Origin of the sequence: Psychrobacter sp. 4Dc (assembly GCF_002836715.1) — a bacterium.
Taxonomy (GTDB): domain Bacteria; phylum Pseudomonadota; class Gammaproteobacteria; order Pseudomonadales; family Moraxellaceae; genus Psychrobacter.
Genome location: NZ_PJAT01000104.1, coordinates 26,462 through 42,811, shown reverse-complemented (window position 1 = coordinate 42,811; position 16,350 = coordinate 26,462). Strand labels below are relative to the sequence as shown.

16 protein-coding genes are annotated in these 16,350 nt (G+C 43.1%); 10 read left to right on the top strand and 6 right to left on the bottom strand.

The genetic code is table 11. The features are described from left to right. The first annotated feature begins 256 nt into the window (after positions 1–256). The 7 genes from CXF61_RS09150 (at position 257) to CXF61_RS09120 (ending at position 8,710) form a co-directional block, all read left to right on the top strand. Complete coding sequence (locus tag CXF61_RS09150) at positions 257–1,480, top strand: efflux RND transporter periplasmic adaptor subunit (protein ID WP_165597983.1); 1,224 nt, start codon at positions 257–259, stop codon at positions 1,478–1,480. Between the two features lie 255 nt (positions 1,481–1,735). Beyond that, positions 1,736–2,458, top strand: a complete 723-nt coding sequence (locus tag CXF61_RS09145; protein ID WP_057761578.1) for a response regulator transcription factor — start codon at positions 1,736–1,738, stop codon at positions 2,456–2,458. A gap of 85 nt (positions 2,459–2,543) precedes the next feature. After that, the gene (locus CXF61_RS09140; RefSeq protein ID WP_165597982.1) at positions 2,544–4,673 is read left to right on the top strand and encodes a sensor histidine kinase; all 2,130 of its coding nucleotides are present in this window, start codon (positions 2,544–2,546) and stop codon (positions 4,671–4,673) included. Between the two features lie 256 nt (positions 4,674–4,929). Beyond that, complete coding sequence (locus CXF61_RS09135) at positions 4,930–5,700, top strand: methionine ABC transporter ATP-binding protein (RefSeq protein WP_057761581.1); 771 nt, start codon at positions 4,930–4,932, stop codon at positions 5,698–5,700. A gap of 49 nt (positions 5,701–5,749) precedes the next feature. Continuing rightward, the gene (locus tag CXF61_RS09130; RefSeq protein WP_371547603.1) at positions 5,750–6,406 is read left to right on the top strand and encodes a methionine ABC transporter permease; all 657 of its coding nucleotides are present in this window, start codon (positions 5,750–5,752) and stop codon (positions 6,404–6,406) included. Positions 6,407–6,576: 170 nt separating this feature from the next. After that, complete coding sequence (locus CXF61_RS09125; RefSeq protein WP_165597981.1) at positions 6,577–7,545, top strand: MetQ/NlpA family ABC transporter substrate-binding protein; 969 nt, start codon at positions 6,577–6,579, stop codon at positions 7,543–7,545. A gap of 316 nt (positions 7,546–7,861) precedes the next feature. Further along, positions 7,862–8,710, top strand: a complete 849-nt coding sequence (locus CXF61_RS09120; RefSeq protein ID WP_165597980.1) for an aldo/keto reductase — start codon at positions 7,862–7,864, stop codon at positions 8,708–8,710. Between the two features lie 100 nt (positions 8,711–8,810). Here the strand turns inward: CXF61_RS09120 and ccmE are convergent, their stop codons facing one another. From ccmE to ccmA, 5 genes are all read right to left on the bottom strand, one after another. Continuing rightward, positions 8,811–9,311, bottom strand: a complete 501-nt coding sequence (gene ccmE / locus CXF61_RS09115; protein WP_165597979.1) for a cytochrome c maturation protein CcmE — start codon at positions 9,309–9,311, stop codon at positions 8,811–8,813. Between the two features lie 243 nt (positions 9,312–9,554). Next, positions 9,555–9,776, bottom strand: coding sequence for a heme exporter protein CcmD (gene ccmD, locus CXF61_RS09110; protein ID WP_165597978.1), 222 nt, complete (start codon positions 9,774–9,776; stop codon positions 9,555–9,557). A gap of 16 nt (positions 9,777–9,792) precedes the next feature. Beyond that, entirely contained in the window at positions 9,793–10,581 is a 789-nt protein-coding gene (gene ccmC / locus CXF61_RS09105; protein ID WP_165597977.1) for a heme ABC transporter permease CcmC, read from the bottom strand. 314 nt (positions 10,582–10,895) lie between these two features. Next, on the bottom strand, positions 10,896–11,603 hold the full coding sequence (locus tag CXF61_RS09100; RefSeq protein WP_165597985.1) for a heme exporter protein CcmB: 708 nt from the start codon (positions 11,601–11,603) through the stop codon (positions 10,896–10,898). A gap of 84 nt (positions 11,604–11,687) precedes the next feature. After that, positions 11,688–12,317, bottom strand: a complete 630-nt coding sequence (ccmA, locus tag CXF61_RS09095; protein WP_165597976.1) for a heme ABC exporter ATP-binding protein CcmA — start codon at positions 12,315–12,317, stop codon at positions 11,688–11,690. 162 nt (positions 12,318–12,479) lie between these two features. Here ccmA and CXF61_RS09090 point away from each other — a divergent pair, with 162 nt between their 5' ends. The 3 genes from CXF61_RS09090 to CXF61_RS09080 all read left to right on the top strand — a co-directional run bounded on the left by CXF61_RS09090 (position 12,480) and on the right by CXF61_RS09080 (position 15,492). Continuing rightward, entirely contained in the window at positions 12,480–13,583 is a 1,104-nt protein-coding gene (locus tag CXF61_RS09090; RefSeq protein ID WP_227526648.1) for a hypothetical protein, read from the top strand. 30 nt (positions 13,584–13,613) lie between these two features. Continuing rightward, a complete protein-coding gene (locus tag CXF61_RS09085; RefSeq protein ID WP_165597975.1) occupies positions 13,614–14,432 on the top strand; it encodes a type III secretion system chaperone family protein in 819 nt (272 codons plus the stop codon). A 145-nt stretch (positions 14,433–14,577) separates the two neighbouring features. Beyond that, positions 14,578–15,492, top strand: coding sequence for a histone deacetylase family protein (locus tag CXF61_RS09080; RefSeq protein WP_165597974.1), 915 nt, complete (start codon positions 14,578–14,580; stop codon positions 15,490–15,492). A gap of 33 nt (positions 15,493–15,525) precedes the next feature. Here CXF61_RS09080 and CXF61_RS09075 read toward each other — a convergent pair whose 3' ends face one another. After that, positions 15,526–16,308, bottom strand: coding sequence for a sulfite exporter TauE/SafE family protein (locus CXF61_RS09075; RefSeq protein WP_101206033.1), 783 nt, complete (start codon positions 16,306–16,308; stop codon positions 15,526–15,528). Positions 16,309–16,350: the final 42 nt, after the last annotated feature.

Below are 16,350 nucleotides of genomic sequence, written 5' to 3'. Positions count from 1 at the left end.
ATTTGTAATAAAAATGTATCAATGCATTTTATAGTGTTTGTTTTAGCACAGTTATTATTGCTTTTCCAGTAATTAGTAAAATTATGTTCGAACTCATTAGTATCACAAATAGCTGTTCTTATTTATTAAAGGTGTAACTTCAACTTTCCTTAATACTTGAATTATCAGCTTTCTTAAGTTTAGTAAATATCTTACAGTCGTTCCACCGCGTTACAATTCACTATATAATAATATGACGATTACAATGGTGACTGCTATGACAGCTTCTAGACGTTTAAGAAAAATCCTCTATTTATTCAGCGTACTATTTATCGCAGCTTGTCAGCCGTCACCTGTAAATGAATCGACTGTTACTGACACTGAAGCAGAGACCGCTGACACGCCACTTATCATCACAAGTGATAGTGTCACAATGACGCCAGAACATATCTTGAGTATCAAACCTTCAAGATATCAGCCGAGTCTCGGATTACAAGGTAATATCGAACCTATCAAGCAGACCACATTTGTTGCGGTACATCCGATTCGTATAGAAAAAACACTGGTCAGTGAAGGTCAATGGGTAGAAAAAGGCACGCCATTGCTTGTCTTTAGACGTACGGGCACGGCTAGCAAAGCTGAAGATCTAAAAAAGCCTGAGCAAGTTAATTCAGAATCGAACGATGTTAATAAAACAAATCCAGAAGATACGCAAAACTCTGATGCTAATTCCGCACAAGCTGCGCCAGACACAGACATTGCTGTTGTAAGAAAAACTGATAGTGACAAAACGTTAGAAGCAATATCTTCGATAGATACTGATAGCAACACCTCTATTAGTCAGGATGCAGACATTAATACGGCTAAACAAGATGTACAGTATAATTCGATTACCATTCATGCCAGCTTTTCGGGTCGGATAGAAAACTTATCTGCTGATGCAGGACAACAGCTAGCGGCGCGCAAACCTCTACTACAGATCAGTGACGAGACCAAGCTGCACTTTATGGCTACCCTGCCTATACAAGCAAAACCACAGCTCTCAGTTGGTCAAACAGTCAACTTTACCGCCGAAGGTATCTCAGACAAGTTTACGGGCCAGGTCAGCAAACTGGTATCGACCAGTCAGCCCAAAAAGCTCTTGGTCTATGTTAATGTCATTGATAACGAAGTAAGTCGTGATAAGTTATTACCAAATATGAAAGTCACAGGCCGCGTCAATTATGGTCAAATAGATGTCGGTACTATCGTACCTAAGCGCGCGCTACATGATGTTGATCTGACAGAGTTGCAAACTCCTCCTTATATGCCGCTACAACCATTGACTGCAAATGTTTGGATAATCGGACAAGATCAGCGTTTAACGCGCCAACCTATTGAGGTAGTTGAATACGACCCTACTACGCAGCAGTATTTAATAGCTGGTGTTAGCAATGATAGCTTGATTTGTTTGGCCGACTTACCTGTTGATTCTAAAGGTAAAAAAGTTATTGTGTCATAATAGCTTATGCTGACAGTTACATTACGCAGAAACATTAACAAAGCTTCTCTTGTTTTGTAACAGCATAATTAGGCAATATGACCCTACTATATAGCATTATCCGAGTATTGAAATACGACTCATATTTAATTATGCGCTATTCTTTATATTTGAAAACATAGAGGCTGAGGTTTAACTGTTTATTATTTCCAACAGCTCATCATTACCGAAAACGTTATATTTTTATAAATCACAATAACAATTAGAGGACACTCCATGAGTAAGCAGATTTTATTGATTGAAGACGATCCAGATTTGGCTGAGCTGATCAGCGATTATTTGACCATGAACTACTATGATGTGCATCATGCTGGTCTTGGTCAAGAAGGTCTCGACTTATTAGACACCAAAGAGCGCGATATTGACTTGGTTGTATTGGATCTTATGCTACCTGATATGGACGGTATGCAAGTGTGTCAAAAGATTCGTGGCAACAAGAACAACATGACCAATAAAGTGCCTATTATTATGCTAACCGCAAAAGGCGATACAACTGATCGCGTGTTGGGGCTAGAGATGGGTGCTGACGATTATATCGCCAAGCCTTTTGAGCCACGTGAGCTTTTAGCTCGTATCCGTGCGGTTATTCGTCGTCATGAGCAACCAAATCAAGCCGATAGCCAATCAGACAGCTTAACCTTTGGCCGTTTGAGTGTGTTCCCTGATAGTCATGAAGTCACTATCGATGACCAACCGGTACGTCTAACCACGCATCAGTTTCAGTTGTTACATTACTTTGCCACTCATTCTGGCAAGGTGTTGAATCGTGAGCAACTCTGGCAAGCGATGCCAAACGATGACAGCTCAGACAACATTGACCGTGCAATTGACGTACATATTTCGCGTCTACGTGCTTTGATTGAAGACAATCCACGCCAGCCAAAGCGTATTATTACTGTACGCGGCGTCGGCTATCAATTTGCTACTGATCAGGTATGACCATAAAGGATGCCTAATTAGCTGACTCATGGTGTAAACTCTATACCATGAGTCGGTACAAGCGTTTAATAATAGAGATCGTTTAATGCAGCAATTGGGTTTTCGTTCCGTATTTGCCAAACTATTTGCCAGCGTTATGCTGGCACTTACGTTATTTGCTGTAGCAATGGTGCTGTTGACCCAACTTGTTCATGATAAAGATGCGGGTATTCGCTCAGAGATATTAGCCACACAGATTTTGGGTCAAATCGATCCATTCTTGCACGAATTAAATATTTCCATCAGCAAAGACAACCGCTTACAAGCGCGCTTTATGCTAGCGGTGGTCAAGAAAAGCTTTGATATTTTTGATGAATCACTGCAAGCAAAAATGGGGCTATATGACAATGAAGGTCATTTGCTCATGCAAAGCGACAACAGTGATTTGCCGTTAGAACTCCCCCCTACTCCGTCTTTATTCTCACGTGTTTTTCCATCACTTGCAGATACATCACCTACCAAGCAAGCCCAAGTGTATAGCAGTACGGGTTATACCTTACTGTATGAATCACGTCTAACGCCTAAAAAACCTGTCCTTTCTGCAGCCTTGAACTTATTCACTGGTACGCTACTACTCTTGCTCATTATGGCAGGTGTACTATGGTTGATTGCACGGACGATGACATGGCGTATTGACCAGTTAAGCCAACAAATGACTCAATTGGGTGATGGTGATTTTACGGTACGAGTGAACGCACGTGGTAATGATGAAATCGCTGCATTAGCACGCGGATTCAACCAAGCAGCACAAAAAATTGAACACTTAATTGATGCCAATAACTTGCTACTGGCACATGCCTCCCATGAGCTGCGTACACCGATTACGCGTATTCGCCTACAGATTGAAATGATGGATATGTTGGCTGGTGCGCTACCAACTGATACCAAAGCAAAATTTGATAAACGGGCACAGGCTATCAACAGAGACTTGTCAGGTCTTAATGACTTAGTAGAAAGCATATTATTGGTTAGCCGTTTGGATGCGGGACATGCCTTACAGCAAGTTGAAAACTTAGATTTATACGATTTGGTAAATCAAGAACGTCAGCACTATCCTGAAGCCACGCTGATTGGTGAGCACATCGTGATAGATGGTCAATCATCAATGTTGACTCATTTGATTCGTAACTTACTTACCAACGCTATGCTACATGGCAAGCCACCTGTTACGGTATTGCTATATGGTGTTCAGAGCATAGAAGAAGCTGGAACTGTGCCTGACTATCTATTACAAACAGTGCTATGCAGCAGTTTTGTCGATTACAACAGTTTAGACTTTGACGATTATGAAGAAAACGCTGATGCCAAAGTAATTGAACACAAAACTGCTAAACATGAAGCTACTAGTTCAGTTGATAAAAATAAATCAGAAACGACTGACTCGATAGCAGAGCTACCGACGCCGACTATCTACAAAAACGGTGAAGATATAGCTGCCAGCAATGAGAACAACGATAGCGATGATGACACCAGTATTGATAATGACCTTTCAGATGAAAGCTTAATAGACAGTGTTAGCAAACCCCAAACTACTACTGGCGAATCATCACTACTTGCTGACTATTACAGCTTTACCAGTGAGTTGACCGACAGAATTAAGAAGGTTATTTGGAAGGCTGTTCCAGATTCTACTGAATCTACTAATGACGCCGATAATACTAACAATGCTAACGTGACTGAAGTAACGTCAATAAGCTCTATAAGCAACGTAGAAAGCGAGAATACTGGCACTCTTGTTAATAATAGTGCTCAAAAATCAGATAGTTCTACTACTGATGCCGCTACTAAAAATAACGGTTCAAACAATACGAAAGATGACGCCAAATCTAATAGCTCAAATAATGAGAACTCAGGCGCAGTTGTGCGTAAAGAGGGCTTATTTGCTAAACATATGAAGAAAGCCAAAACTGAACCTGAACGTCCTCTGCCAAAATATGCCGTGCTAGCTGTAATCGACGAAGGCACTGGTATCCCTGAAGGCAAGCGAGAAGAAGTCTTCAGTCCATTTGTACGTTTACAGCAGAAAAACAAAGGCTCTGGATTAGGGTTATCTTTAGTCTCACAAATCGTCACCGCCCATCAAGGGCGCATTATTACAGATACGCTAAATGGTCATACTAGATTTTTAGTGACTATTCCAATTCATCATGACCCTCATTACAACTATCACGAGTAATCAATCCCCATCGTTATATAGATAGCTATTACGCTGTCGCCTTCACATTTGCCATTTTAACTGCTTATTCTTAATAGCTATTAATCATAAGCCGGACACGTATGTGCATATCCAAAGTGCCCGATAATATGCTATATTACCGCCCCTTATTATACGGTTATTGACTGTTGTCGTTTTGACAAGCTTCTTACATATTGAAAGAGGCCTGAGGACGCGTTCTTAACCATTAAAAAATTTATTAAATTTTGAGCCCTCCATGAATGACATGATTGTCTTAAACGATGTGACCAAAAGTTTTTTAAGCGACCGATCAATCAAAGACAAAGACGGCAAACCACATTGGTTTACCGCTGTTGAGCCGACATCTCTGACTATCAAACAAGGCGAAATCTTTGGTCTAATGGGTTATTCAGGGGCAGGTAAATCTACCTTATTGCGCCTAATTAACATGCTTGAGCGTCCAGATTCGGGTCAAGTCGTGATAGATGGTACTGACCTAACCACGCTGTCTGCCAGTGAGCTACGCATTGCCCGTCATAATATCGGTATGATTTTTCAGCAGTTTAATCTGATGTCTAATCAAACGGTTTTTGACAACGTGGCATTTAACTTAAAAATCTCTGGTTATCCAAGTCGCGACATTCATAAACGCGTCATGGATTGTCTTGCGATTGTTGATTTGACCGATCGTGCTGGTCACTATCCTGCGCAGCTATCAGGTGGACAAAAACAGCGTGTGGGTATTGCCCGCGCGATTGCCCCTAGTCCAAAAGTATTGTTGGCCGATGAGCCAACCAGTGCGCTTGACCCTGCAACGACCCGTAGTTTGCTAACTTGTCTGCGCGATATCAATGAGCAGCTTGGCGTGACTATCGTCATCGTGACCCATGAGATGAGTGTTATTCGTAGACTTTGCGATCGCGCAGCATTATTGCATCAAGGACAACTATTAGAAGTTGCGGATGTGCGAGACGGTCTGATTCAAGCAACCACCCCGATTGGCAAAGGCCTAGTCGTCGAGGACTAATGAGGCAGGAGAAATAGATATGTTAACTGGTACTGAATTATCCGCCTCTATAGACAAGCTGCTTGTGTTACGCAAAGAGATCGCAAGCGCGTTTATTGATACGTTTGTGATGCTCGGTATTTCCACCACAGTCGCAATCGTCATCGGTGGACTGTTTGGCGTATTCTTGTTTTTGTCTAGTGATCGACAGTTTTTGCAAAACAAGACGTTGTACGGTGTGCTTGGCGGTATTACCAACTTTATGCGTGCTTTCCCTTTCGTGATTTTGATGATTGCAATGAGTCCGTTTACTAAGGCCATCGTTGGTACGGGTATCGGACCAATTGCTGCATCACTAGTACTGGCTATCGCTGGTTCGTTTTATTTTGCGCGTTTGGTCGAGCAAAATTTACGTGAAGTGCCGCGCGGTATTATCGAAGCAACCGAGTCGATGGGTGCCAGGCCTTTTACCATTATTAAAGTATTACTTAACGAAGCGCGCTCAGGTTTAGTATTATCAGTCACTATTCTTTGTATCAGCTTGCTCTCTTATTCAGCGGCGGCTGGTATGATTGGTGGCGGCGGTTTGGGTGATTTGGCCATTCGTTATGGCTATTATCGCTATCAAACCGAGGTAATGATTTTTATCGTGATTGTACTATCCATCATGGTCGTCTCGATTCAAGCCTCTGGTAACTGGCTCGCCAATCGTTTAGACAAACGTTAAACCGCTTTAGAGAATACTTGACATTACGAGCGACTAGGTTTATTTTTGGCAACACTCAACCCTTATCTCAGCTCTTACAACAAAAGCAGCATTACTATTTATAATGTTGCTTTTTTAATGTTCAGACGATAAACGTTTTACTCAACCCCATTCATTATTAAGGACATATTATGAAATTAACAGATATCAGCCGTCAGTTAGCTACCGCATTTGCTGCTGTTGGTGTATCAGGTCTAGTCTTAGTTGGTTGCAGCAATTCATCAGCGCCAGAAGCGACTAAAGAGCCAGTAACCGAGGGTGCCACTGCAGAAACTGCCGCTAGCGATATCGATCCTGACCATACCAAAATCGTTATCGGTACGACTGAAGGCGATTTTGCTGATATGGTTCGTAACCAAGTGAAGAGCACGCTTGAAGCTCAAGGTTATGAAGTTGAGTTGATTGCTTTTACTGATTATGTCCGTCCTAACCTTGCATTGGCTGAAGGCGATTTGGATATCAACATCTTCCAACATAAGCCTTACCTTGATACCTTCAAAAAAGAAAACAACCTTGATTTGGTTGAAGTATTCCAAGTACCAACGGCTCCACTCGGTATCTACTCAGGTAAAAAATCTAGCCTAGATGAAGCATTCAAAGGCATGAGTGTGTCTGCACCGAACGATCCAAGTAACTTTGCTCGTGCGTTGGTCATGATGGACGATCTTGGCTGGATTAAGCTAAAAGACGATATCGATCCATTGACTGCATCAAAAGCTGACATCGCTGACAACAGCAAATACGATATCGACATCGTTGAGCTAGAAGCGGCTCAATTACCACGCGCACGTGATGAAGTTGACTTCGCAGTTATCAACGGTAACTATGCTACCGACTCTGGTATCAAATTGACCGAAGCCTTGTTCCAAGAGCCAAGCTTTGCTTATGTAAACTGGTCAGCGATCAAATCTGCTGATACTGGTAAAAAATGGGTTGAAGATGTGACCAACGCTTATAACTCAGAAGCTTTCAAAAAGTACGCTCATGAAACGTTCCCTGGCTACAAGTACCCGAAAATCTGGGGTACTGATCATAGCGCACATACGGACACTGCTGCTAAAACTGAAAGCGCTGACGCTCCAGAAGCTGCTGCTCAGTAAGACTTTAAATCAAAGTACCTAGTTTTTTAGGTGTTATGATTAATAGAAACGCCCATTACTTAGAGTGATGGGCGTTTTTTATGGCCTTGATTTTGAGGGCATCATTTCTTCAAACCTCTCATAAAAAGCCAAATGGTCACAAACAATCACGTTACAGCCTGTTTGCCCTTTGTAGGAAACCGTCACTCACGCTTCCACTTGTCTTTGGTTTTTCTTATAGTGGACAGGCTCAATAGTAATTTACTCGTTAGACCATACTATTGATGACATTTAAAACTAATGAAAATTATAAGACACACATAACAAGGATAATAATATGAGCGCTAAAAACTATAATATTCGTACCGCTGGACAAGCAAATATCCCAATCCTAGGCCTAGGTACTTGGCAGTCAACTGGACAAGATTGCGTAGACGTGGTCAAAAAAGCGTTAGAAATGGGGTATGAGCATATCGATACTGCTCAGGCTTATGGTAATGAAAAAGAAGTTGGCGAAGGCATCAGACAATCAGGTGTGGCTCGCGATAAGTTCTTTTTGACTACCAAGATTTTTCCAGATGATATGAAGTTTGAACCGGAAAAACTGGTCGCAGCAGCCAAGCGTTCTTTGGAAGATTTGGGTACAGATTATGTCGATCTGTTGCTGTTGCACTGGCCTGATGACCGCGTGCCGTTATCTGAGACCATTCCTGCGCTGTGTGAACTCCAAAAGCAAGGTTTGACGCGTCATATTGGTGTTTCAAACTTCAATATTGCTAATATCATTGAAGCCAAGAAATATGCTGATGTGCCTATCGTCGTCAACCAAGTAGAGTTTCATCCGTTCATTAAACAAAACACATTGCAGACCTTCTTAAATAATCATCATATTCTACTAGAAGCCTACTCGCCATTAGCGCGTGGTGATGTATTTGATAACGCAGTAATTAAAGAGATTGCAGATAAGCACAACGTAACGCCAGCACAAATCTCACTAGCATGGATCTTATCAGACAAGCATCGTGTGGCTATTCCGAAAACGTCTAACCCTGATCACTTGCAAGGCAATCTAGATGCCATTAAAGTTGAGTTAAGTGCAGATGAGTTAGAAAAAATCGGTAACCTAGCCAGCTCTGACGGTCGTAAAATTGAACATCCTGACTATAGTCCAGTATGGGATGACTAACAGGGTTAATAAGTACGATTAATTGATTAGCTAAACGCAGCAAAATAAAAAGCCACCGATAATCGGTGGCTTTTTTATATGGTATGAAAACTCACAATCATTACTGTTGTAACGTTTCAGTCTCATGAACCTTTTCAGCAGGATTATACTGTTCAGAAGAAGGTATCGCTCCGCTGCGATTATTTTCTTTCATAGATTTGGCAACTTCTGGTGGCATATAGTTTTCGTCATGTTTAGCCAATACTTCACCAGCGACGAAAGTATCGCCCTGCATTTTACCCGTAGCCACGACGCCTGAATTTTCAGCAAATAGGTCTGGCAAAATACCTTGGTAAGTCACTGGCACGGTTGACTGAAAATCAGTAATCGCAAACTCAACATCTAATGGATTGTCTGCTGCACGCTGCACACTACCGGCAACCACCATACCACCAGCACGAATACGTTTGTCTTGAGGCGCTTCACCTTGGGCAATCGCAGTTGCATCAAAGTAGTAGTCAGTTTGCTGCCCGATGGCATAGATAACCAACATAACTGCTACTGCCGCACCTGCCAGCGTAAACATAACCCACGTCAGTTTTTTCCGACGAACTGCATTCATACCACTACCCCATTAATGAGTCACTGTTTTATAAACCATTATCAATCTACAAAACAGAAAATTTTGAAGAAACTACCATTAGAAAAACGTTCTAAAAATGTCTTTCTAATCGTACTCTTCTAATTGCTATATGGTAGCATTTTTCAGACAAATCAATAAGCCTCATCACTGCCTATAAGGTCATATTTTTGTCAGTGTAAGGATACGGTTTCTTACGCTAAAACCATGATATTAAGATGATTTTTATTCAGCTTGTTTGGTTACAGGCATTGAGGTTTTGGTCGTCCGTTGTGCTTGTCGCGCTTGCTGGATGGTCAGCTGTTTGATAAGTGACTGTCGCTGTCTGCGGCTATAGATAATAAATGCCAACATCACGCCGATCGTTATCGCCCAGCACGACCACACAAAAACCCCATGCTTACCCATGGCAAAAAACTCAGATACGCTATAAAAGTAAGGCTGCATAGTGTTTTCCTAGCCGTTATTTGTATTGACCACGAATGTATTCTTTGACCCACGCTTTGCCTTGATCACGGTATAGAATCAGCGTGTTGGTACGATAAATCGCTAATGTTGCAACCAGTAAATAGCTGCCTATAATCATCAGTAACAAAGGCATCCACATATCTGCCGACATCTTCGGTGCGGCGGTCAAACTAAACGTCGCGCCTTGATGCAAGGTATTCCACCACTCTACTGAGTACTTGATAATAGGCAGGTTCACTGCGCCTACAATAGATAAAATAGCAGCCGCTTTACCGCGATTGGCCGTATGCTCAAAAGCGGCAAACAGTGCCATCACGCCCGCATATAGAAACGCTAATATCAGCATTGACGTAAGGCGTGCGTCCCACACCCAGTAAGTGCCCCATGTTGGCTTTGCCCAGATAGAGCCTGTAAGCAAACTGATAACGCATAGTAAAAACCCCATCGGGGCAAGTGCCTGCGCAACCAAACTGGCCGTCTTAATCTTCCATACCAAATAGATTACCCCTAGAACTGCAAGGGAAAAATAGATAGAAATGGCAAGACTGGCCGCTGGAACATGGATAAAGATAATGCGATAGCTATTGCCCTGAAGATAATCAGGCGGCGCAAAAGCAAGGCCCCATACGCTACCAATGAGCAAACAGAGACTGGCCAATATCGCTAACCACTTGACCCAAGGGCTAAAGATACGAAAAAACTGCTTGGTACCCACAGTGGTCAAGAAACCCTGCCAAATGCGCTGCCACAAGTTAGGGGATGAGACGTTATTCAGGTTGGGCATGGGAAGAAACCTATTACACAGCTTACTGGCGATAAAGGATGCGGTCTATAAAGGCACCACTATCAACTCACCTGCTGGCGTTAAACACTGGATAGAATCTACAAAGAGCTGTTTACGTATTCAATTGACTATTATAGCAAAATTGCCAGTTTTCACCACGATGTTAATACATGTGATGCAGATAACTAAATTTCGATGGCTAGGTTTAGATAACTAGATTTAGATAACTAGATTTAGATAACTAGATTTAGATAACTGGGCTTAAATAATCAAATTTCGACAACTGGACTTTAGGACTGCAAAAAGCAAATCGTTTAATTAAGCCATGACATTTTTAAAGTTGTAGCAATCACCCATGGCATAACTAAGACAGAAATAATACTTCCTGCTAGTAATAAGGCTAGAATAGGCAAACCGTTCAGCCCAGAGGCAAATAAGTCGACCGCGCCTGTCGCAAAAATCAATACGGGTAACTGCATAGGCAACGCAATCAAAGGCACCAGCACTGCACCATTCTTTAGTGATAGTGTCAGGCTACTAGCGACCGCTGATAGCATCAACAGCATCGGACTGCCTGTCACGATAGATGCCATCAACACCCATGCCTCAAACCAGCTCAGCTGAAACAAAGGCACAGCAAGCAAGCTTAGCACCGCCACAATACCACTACTAAATATCCAGTGAATGACCAGACGTATCAGCACCCATAACGGTAGTGACGCTTTGGCGACGACCAATTGTGCAAGCGTACCATTATCAAGCGCAGGCTTAAATAAACCATCAACACCCATGACCAGTGACAACAATGCAGCAATCCACACCGCTGATACACCCAGACGATGCAATAGCGCAGGCTCACTACCGACTGCCAGCGGAAACAAAGTAATAATCACTAAGAACAGTACTAACGGATACAACCATTGTACCGCTCCTTGCTGCTTGACTTGCCATTCACGGCGCCACAGCTGCAGGAAGCCAATACTGCGAGGCACTGCGACAATAGCATTTGGGCTTTTATTCATGGCTGCTACTGATCCTACTTGTATTGGACTGTCTGTCATTATTTGTCCTTGCACGTATACTGATGGTACTGATAGCAATCAAACTTATACCATGTAATTTGACAAATCGAGCACTTGATTGGCGACACCGACTGCCTGATGGCTGGTCATTAGTATCGACCCGCCAGCCTGTGCAAAGTCGCATAACCGCTCTTCCATACGTGCCACCATATCAACATCCAGCGCCGTGAAAGGCTCATCAAGTAACCAGAGCGGTGTCACGTCAGGAGTTAACAAGTACAATCGTGCCAGCGTGATGCGCCGCGTTTGCCCAGCGGACAGATGACTGGAGCTGATCGTTTCAAACCCTTGTAGCCCAACCCATGTGAGTGCATCATCAATATCGGTAATACTTGGCGTGATGCCATATAAGTTCAGTAGAAACGTCAGGTTTTGTGCCACTGTCAGATTTGGATGGATGCCCAACTGGTGCGAGACATATAAAGGCTGGATGGGCAGGCACGACTGTCCTTGATAAGTAACCTCACCTGCCAGAACAGGTAACAATCCAGCTAACTGCATGAGTAACGTGGTCTTTCCCGTCCCATTTGCCCCAATCAAATGGCAAATACTACCAGCAGATAGCTGCAACGCAACGCCTTCGCACAGCGGTATCTCACCGCGCTGAACCGTCAGCTCATCAAGTGCAAGTAAAGGCGTATCCAAAACCGTCATCAAAACCTCTGGTTATTTATCAAGCAGCAATCAATATTCATCACAAACAAAGGCAATGTTCGTGGCATAATACCCTATGCTCGCTACAAACACACAGTATAACAAATTGTCGATTACTCTGACTTCAAAAAGTACGACCTTAAAAAAAAACGACTTTAAAATATGACTTCAAAACCTATGCCGACTTCACCAGATAGCCAAACACAAATGCCTGATACAGAGACTGACAACGCAGACACTAACTTGTCAAAAGAGCCATCAGCCAGCCGTTTGACAGTAGATAGCTTGATTGATGCTCAAGTTAACTTTATACAGCAGTGGTTGCACGAGCAAGCTGAGCCACTAGCGATGGAAGCTTGGCAATGGTTTGGTGCGCAGCCTTTGAGCAAATATATTACCTGTGACCATTTACAGCAGCTGATGAAAGACTGGCTGTTAAATCAGCAGATGACTGAGGTGATGCGTACCGATATCCGTGATATTTTGCACACTGTTATTTATCATCCAGTCAATGACAACGTGCCTTTGTCTGAGCTGGTCGATGATACCCAAGTTGAAACCCTTGCCAACTATATCGGTAGCCATGAGCAGCAGCGTAACATACTGATTCATACACTGGTCGGTAACGAAACCTTTGCAGATTTATTGACCCAAACACTCTATCACGCTATCAACGACTTTATGGAAAGCACCCTCGATAAAGCAGGTGGTGTTGGTAAATTGATGAAGCTTGGGCGCAGCTCTTTTGAAAAGGCGACCAACAGAAACCTCGATGAAAAACTGCAAACGTACCTGCATCGCAATATCAAAGATTTGACGCGCAAAGCCGAAGCCAATGCACAAGAACACTTATCAAACGAAGAAGTGGCGCGTCTGATGGTCATGGGTTGGGATCGTATCAAAGACCAACCCATTAGTGAGCTACAAACCTATTTAAGCGACGAGCCCGGTAACAGTAGCATTGACCATATCGAAGCCAGTATCCAACAAAGCTACAACCGCCTGCGACTGTCACCGTATCTGCACAGCTTAGTCTCGGCAAGCATCGACACTTGGTATGCCAATCATCAGTCTGACACGATGGCGACCATTGCGGCGAGTTTGCACATTGATGAAGCGGCCATGAAGCAATGTAGCACTACACTACTGCCTATCGTGTACGATGCTCTTGAGACGCCTTGGTTAACGGCCCATATTCGTGAGATGCTAGCAGCGTTTTATGCACAGCCTGCTATTAAAGAAGGTTTGGCGCACGGTCACGATTAACTTATAACCCTTACTTGTCAACATACTATTATGAGTCAACGCAATAAACTCAGCTTGTGGCAAAAAATAAAACGGTTACTGACTGCTTCCGCACCGCAGTCAGTCGTCGATGCTGCAAGCGAGCAAAGGCCTGCATCACTTGCTGACAGCGAGGTTAATAATACAAAAAATATATCAGCTGATATTCCTGATATCTCTCATGAGTTAGAGACGAATCAGGGCAGCGAACAGGATAGCAATCAAGCGCAAGCAAATACATCTCAACTTAAAACCGATAACTTAAAAACCGAGAGCGCAAATGCAGAATCTCAAAACCAAAGTGACACGCCTATCGTCGACTGCTTAAAACAATACTTCAATGACAAGCAGTGGCACTACACGCACTATCGACCCAAAACCAACGACAGCCAAAAATCACATCATTTATCCTTAAGAATGCGTCATAAGCAAATAAACTGTGGCTATCTGTTTCGGGTGCAAGAAAAAAATAAGCTGCTGGCAGTTTATGGCATTCTGCCATTTCTGATACCAGAAAGTCATCAAAGTGCCGCGATGCTACTTATTACCCAAATCAACTATGACATGCTAATCGGCAATCTAGAGATGGATGTCAACGATGGCGAAATACGCTACAAAAACGCTATCGATGTCGAAGCAGTTGGGATCGACAATGAGATCATTGAGCATTTATTGCAAAGTGTGGTTGCGATGACCACGGTCGCCAATGAGCTGTTTGGCAACTTGGTTAATAACCAAGACCCTGCTGAAGACATGCATACGTTACTGTTAGAGCTACGTCAACAGTCAGACGCGCGGACATTCTTTTTGCCGACTCAGTTTGTTCAATAGTTCAGTCCGTTCGATAACTCAGTTTGTTCAACAGCTCAGTTCATTCGATAAACTGGTTTTTCAGTCAAGTTATAGTCGACGATAGCTGATACTTATCCCTTTATTTTTCTATCCAAAAAACCATCAATACTAAGCTAGAAATCTTATGCTAAAAATTGCCTACTCTGACGTCTTTCGCTACTCCGTGCCAGAAAAGCACCGCTTCCCCATGCAAAAGTACATTATGATTCCTGAGCGTTTGCTGGCAGAAGGAACGATCAGCCAAGATAACTTCTTTGCCCCTGCTCGCTTGAGCGAAGATGAGATTTTGACCACGCATACTGCAGAATACTGGTATCAGCTTAAAACTCAAACACTGCCGCGCAAGGCTGCTCGTGCCATCGGATTTAAGATGACGCCGCAGTTGGTAGAACGCGGTCGTTATATTGCTCATGCAACGTATGAGTGCGCGCTATATGCTCAGCAATATGGCGTGGCTATGAATGTTGCAGGCGGCACCCATCACTCTTTTGCTGGTCATGGAGAAGGCTTTTGCGTATTTAATGATGTCTGTATCGCTAGCAACTTATTGCTAAATCGCGAACAGGCAAAGAAGATTTTAGTTATCGATTTGGACGTTCATCAAGGCAATGGCAACGCCAGTATCATGGCAGATGAGCCACGCGTTTTTGTCTTTAGCATGCACGGTGCAAAGAACTATCCGTTTCGTAAGCAAGTATCAGACTTAGATATTGAGCTAGATAATGATACTGGCGATGCTGAGTATTTACAAATATTAGAAGATACGCTCCCACGCCTAATCACTGAGGTTGCGCCAGATATGATTTTTTATCAGTCTGCTGTCGACGTGCTCGCTACCGATAAGCTCGGTAAACTTGGTTTGACACAAGCAGGTTGCAAGGCGCGTGATGAATATGTTCTGCAGCAAGCAAAAGCCGCCAATATCCCTGTCGCTATCGTGATGGGTGGCGGCTATTCAGAAGATATCGAAGATGTGGTCGAAGCGCACTGCAATACCTTTCGTTTGGCACAGCAGATATTTTTTGAGGAATTGGTCTAATAACATATCGCGTAAAAGGCTTATATGCTCTAGTTATAACAATGCCGTAATGCCTTGCCAACCAACGCGTATTCCAAGCACGATTAAAATCAATAAAATAAGCTGACGAAAACGCGCTTGCGGTAAATAGCGACGCAAACGGATTCCAACCAAAAGAGTCACTATAGATAACACACTCAAAAAAGTAATCAGCTGCCACTCACCACTGCTCAATGCCATGATAGGCTCACGCAACACGATAATCTGGGCAATCTTTCCTAAGAAATAGCACATGTTACCGACTTTGGCGATGGTATTTTTATCGTCACTGGCAGACAACAAATACATCATCAGGATGGTCGACATTGCATTGGTCGAGCCGCCAATCACGCCTGCACCAAAACCAACGGCAATTAACATAGGCTTGGTGTTTGGTAGACGGATTTGCTTACCAAGTAAACTACTCACAACGTAGAAAGCAATGACCGCGGCCAACAATAAGAGAATATAAGCGCTATCAACCCATAGCAATAGTTTCGCACCTAAAATGCTACCCAATAGGCTAGTAAGCGCAAGCAACCAATAGCGTCTGCCGTAGTAGATAAAGTTTTGCCAAATGGTGCGTTCACCGCCTACTAGCCATGTCATCACATTAACGACTAGCGAGGGGAAAATCACTAACACAATGGCGTGTTGCAATGGGTACATACTAGCAAGCGCAGTGGTCGTTACTAGCGTTGCGCCAAGTCCGCTAATACCATGTAGCAGTGAAGCAAGCGCAAAAATGATCGTCAGCACTAGCATCTGAGTGCTATCGTTACCAGCTATATTCATCATATCGGTCACACCATTTTAGGCTCAGCGTCTGTATCTACACAC